We start from the raw sequence: 2,949 nt of genomic DNA, 5'->3' as shown, positions 1-2,949 counted from the left end.
CGCACAGAAAAAGCCGGTAGTGCCGGCCGCTGGCCGGCTTTCCACAGCCACCCTTGTTCCCAACGACCCCGACCAACGGCCCGTGATGCGGCCGTTGATCTCCTCGGGCCAGCGACTGACTGTCGGGGGTGGGGGCGACAGAGCCGGCACTTGCAAGGCTTCATACGCCGCGACGACAGAACCCGCGAATGGGCGAAGACCCGTTTTTTTGGTGCTTCGCTTGTCCGCAGGGTTCCGTCTCTGGACGCATTAAGCGTTGCGAGTGCCGGCTGGGTCGCGCGGGGTGGGGGAATGCCGGCCAGCGGCCGGCACTACCGGCTTTGCCCGTGCGTACCGCGGATCAGGGGCGCAGCAGCAAGCGCAGATCGTCGCCGAGCATCCGCTGGTCCACCACGCGCAGGCGCTTCTGCTGCGGCATGGCGTGGATATTCAGGCCGGACAGCAGCGGCAAGCCGTGCTCGCCCAGCAACGTGGGCGCCTGGTAGAGCAGCAGCTCATCGGCCCAGCCGCCAGCCAGCAGCGCGCCGGCCAGGGTCGCGCCGGCTTCGGTGTGCACCTCGTTGATGCCGCGCCCGGCCAGCAGCGCCAGCACCGCGCCCAGGTCCAGGCGGCCATCGATACCAGGCACGCTGGCGAATTCGGCATCGGCCGCATCCGGTGCACTCACCGCCGCATCGTGCAGGTACAGCGTGGGCGCCCCACCCTCGCGCACGCGTGCGCATTCCAGCGAGCGCAGGCGCGCATCCAGCACCACGCGCAACGGCGGCAACACCTCGGTAGCCGCCAGGCGCACCGTGAGCATGGGGTCGTCGGCCAGCACGGTGGACGCGCCGGTGAGGATGGCGCCGGCGCGTGCGCGCCAGTGCTGCACGTCCTCGCGCGCGGCCGCACCGGTGATCCATTTGGAGCGGCCGTCGGCCATGGCCGTGCGCCCATCCAGGCTGGCGGCCAGCTTCACCCGCAGCCACGGGCGGTTGCGCTCCACGCGCGACAGGAACCCCTTGTTGAGCTCGCGCGCCTGCGTGGCCATCAGGCCTTCGACCACCTCGATGCCCGCCTCGCGCAGCAGCTCGAAACCGCCGCCATCCACCTTCGGGAAGGGATCGCGCATGGCCGCGACCACGCGCGCCACGCCCGCCTCGATCAGCGCCAGCGCACAGGGCGGCGTGCGCCCGTAATGCGCGCAGGGCTCCAGGGTGACGTAGGCGGTGGCGCCGCGTGCCTCGCTACCGGCCTCGCGCAGGGCGAACACTTCGGCATGTGGGCCACCGGCACGCTGGTGCCAGCCCTGCCCGACCACGCGCTCGCCATGGGCGATCACGCAGCCGACCATCGGGTTGGGGCGGGTGGTGTAGGCGGCACGTTCGGCCAGGCGCAGCGCGCTGGCCATGTGCAGGTGGTCGAGGGCGGTGAACGGGGTGGTCATGCCGCCATGGTAACGCCGTCGGTGCAGGTCCACGCCATGCGTGGAGGCAAGGCCCTCAGCCCTTCTTTTTCTTGCCCAGCGCGATCACCTCGCCCAGCAACTGCAACTGCTCGGTGCTGGCGGGCAGCTCGCGCTCGAGCTTCTCGATCTCTTCGCGGAAGTCGGCCACGTCCTCGAAGCTGCGGTACACCGAGGCAAAGCGCACGTAGCCGACATGGTCCAGCTTGCGCAGTTCGGTCATCACGAACTCGCCCACCTTGATGGACGGGATTTCGCGCTCGCCGCAGATGCGCGCCTGCTGCATCACCGCGCGCACCGCCAGCTCGATCTTGTCTTCGGGCACCGGGCGCTTCTGCAAGGCACGGTCGAAGCCGCTGCGCAGCTTGCGCGCGTCGAAGGCTTCGCGGCTGCCATCGCTCTTGACGATGGTCGGCAGCTTCAGCTCGATGGTTTCCAGCGTACTGAAGCGTTCGTTGCAGGCCTCGCACTCACGCCGACGCCGGATCGTCGCCCCGTCTTCAGAGACGCGCGAATCGATCACCCGGGTATCAGCATGCTGGCAGAACGGACAGTACATGGAACGCCTTGCATCAGGAAAACGTCATGCCGCGGTCACGGCAGCGTCGCAACGGTACCTGAGAAGTCGTGCAGACAGCAACTTGAGACGGCCGTCAGGTTTGTTCCTGACGCCTCGGCGGCCGTGCCAGCCAGGCCAGGTGCGCACTGGGGATCAGCAGCGGCGGGCCGACCACCAGATAACCCAGCACCGGCCAGCTGCCGCCGGTAAGCGCGGCGTGGCCGATGAACAGCGCCACCCCCAGCGCGGCCAGCATGCCCAGCGCCAGCCCGAACCAGGCCACCGCAGGCACCCGCCGCAACCGCTCGCGGCCGCCGCGCAGGTAGGCCGCGCTCAACCAGAGCCAGGCGGCCAGGCCCAACAGCCCGGCCACCGACCACATCAGCAGCACCGCCCCCTCGCTGGCGCCCATGTACTGGCGCCGGGTGAAGAAGGTGAAGACCACCACCGCGCCCAGGCCGCCGCCGGCCACCAGCGCGGGCAGCCCCAGCAGCAGGGCCTGAAGCCAATACCAGCGGCGATGGTGTTGCGCGGACATGGGTGCCTTCCTTGTGCACGGCCGGTGCCGCCACCGCTGCCGGTGGCGGACACCCGCAGCCAGGCCTCAGCCGTAGACCGGGTACTTGCGGCACTGGGCGCTGACCGCTTCGCGCACGCGGGCGATCACCGCCTCGTCGGCCGGCGCGTCCAGCACGTCGGCGATCCAGTTGGCCAGGTCCACGCAGTCCTGTTCCTGGTAGCCACGGGTGGTGACGGCCGGGGTGCCCAGGCGCAGGCCCGAGGTCACGAACGGCGAACGCGGGTCGTTGGGCACCGAGTTCTTGTTGACGGTGATGTGGGCCTTGCCGAGCGCGGCCTCCGCATCCTTGCCCGAGACGTCCTTGCCGATCATGTCCACCAGCATCAGGTGGTTCTGGGTGCCGCCGGAGACGATCTTGTAGCCGCG

3 protein-coding genes and 1 pseudogene are annotated in these 2,949 nt (G+C 69.8%); all 4 read right to left on the bottom strand.

What is annotated here, in order from left to right:
* Window positions 1–340: 340 nt before the first annotated feature.
* Complete coding sequence (gene ribD, locus RSA25_RS19320; protein ID WP_332810441.1) at window positions 341–1,426, bottom strand: bifunctional diaminohydroxyphosphoribosylaminopyrimidine deaminase/5-amino-6-(5-phosphoribosylamino)uracil reductase RibD; 1,086 nt, start codon at window positions 1,424–1,426, stop codon at window positions 341–343.
* Window positions 1,427–1,481: 55 nt separating this feature from the next.
* Entirely contained in the window at window positions 1,482–2,003 is a 522-nt protein-coding gene (gene nrdR, locus RSA25_RS19315) for a transcriptional regulator NrdR (protein ID WP_332810440.1), read from the bottom strand.
* Between the two features lie 94 nt (window positions 2,004–2,097).
* Entirely contained in the window at window positions 2,098–2,541 is a 444-nt protein-coding gene (locus tag RSA25_RS19310) for a hypothetical protein (protein ID WP_332810439.1), read from the bottom strand.
* A 66-nt stretch (window positions 2,542–2,607) separates the two neighbouring features.
* Window positions 2,608–2,949 (bottom strand): annotated as a pseudogene (gene glyA, locus RSA25_RS19305) (serine hydroxymethyltransferase); the annotation flags it as partial.

It is taken from the genome of Stenotrophomonas sp. (assembly GCF_036662295.1).
Lineage (GTDB): Bacteria > Pseudomonadota > Gammaproteobacteria > Xanthomonadales > Xanthomonadaceae > Stenotrophomonas.
This window is presented reverse-complemented; position numbering and strand designations above follow the sequence as displayed.

Bases quoted from the DNA above. Each gene is read 5' to 3' on its own strand.
- RSA25_RS19310 (WP_332810439.1), bottom strand. From the start codon at position 2,541: ATGTCCGCGCAACACCATCGCCGCTGGTATTGGCTTCAGGCCCTGCTG.
- nrdR (WP_332810440.1), bottom strand. From the start codon at position 2,003: ATGTACTGTCCGTTCTGCCAGCATGCTGATACCCGGGTGATCGATTCG.
- ribD (WP_332810441.1), bottom strand. From the start codon at position 1,426: ATGACCACCCCGTTCACCGCCCTCGACCACCTGCACATGGCCAGCGCG.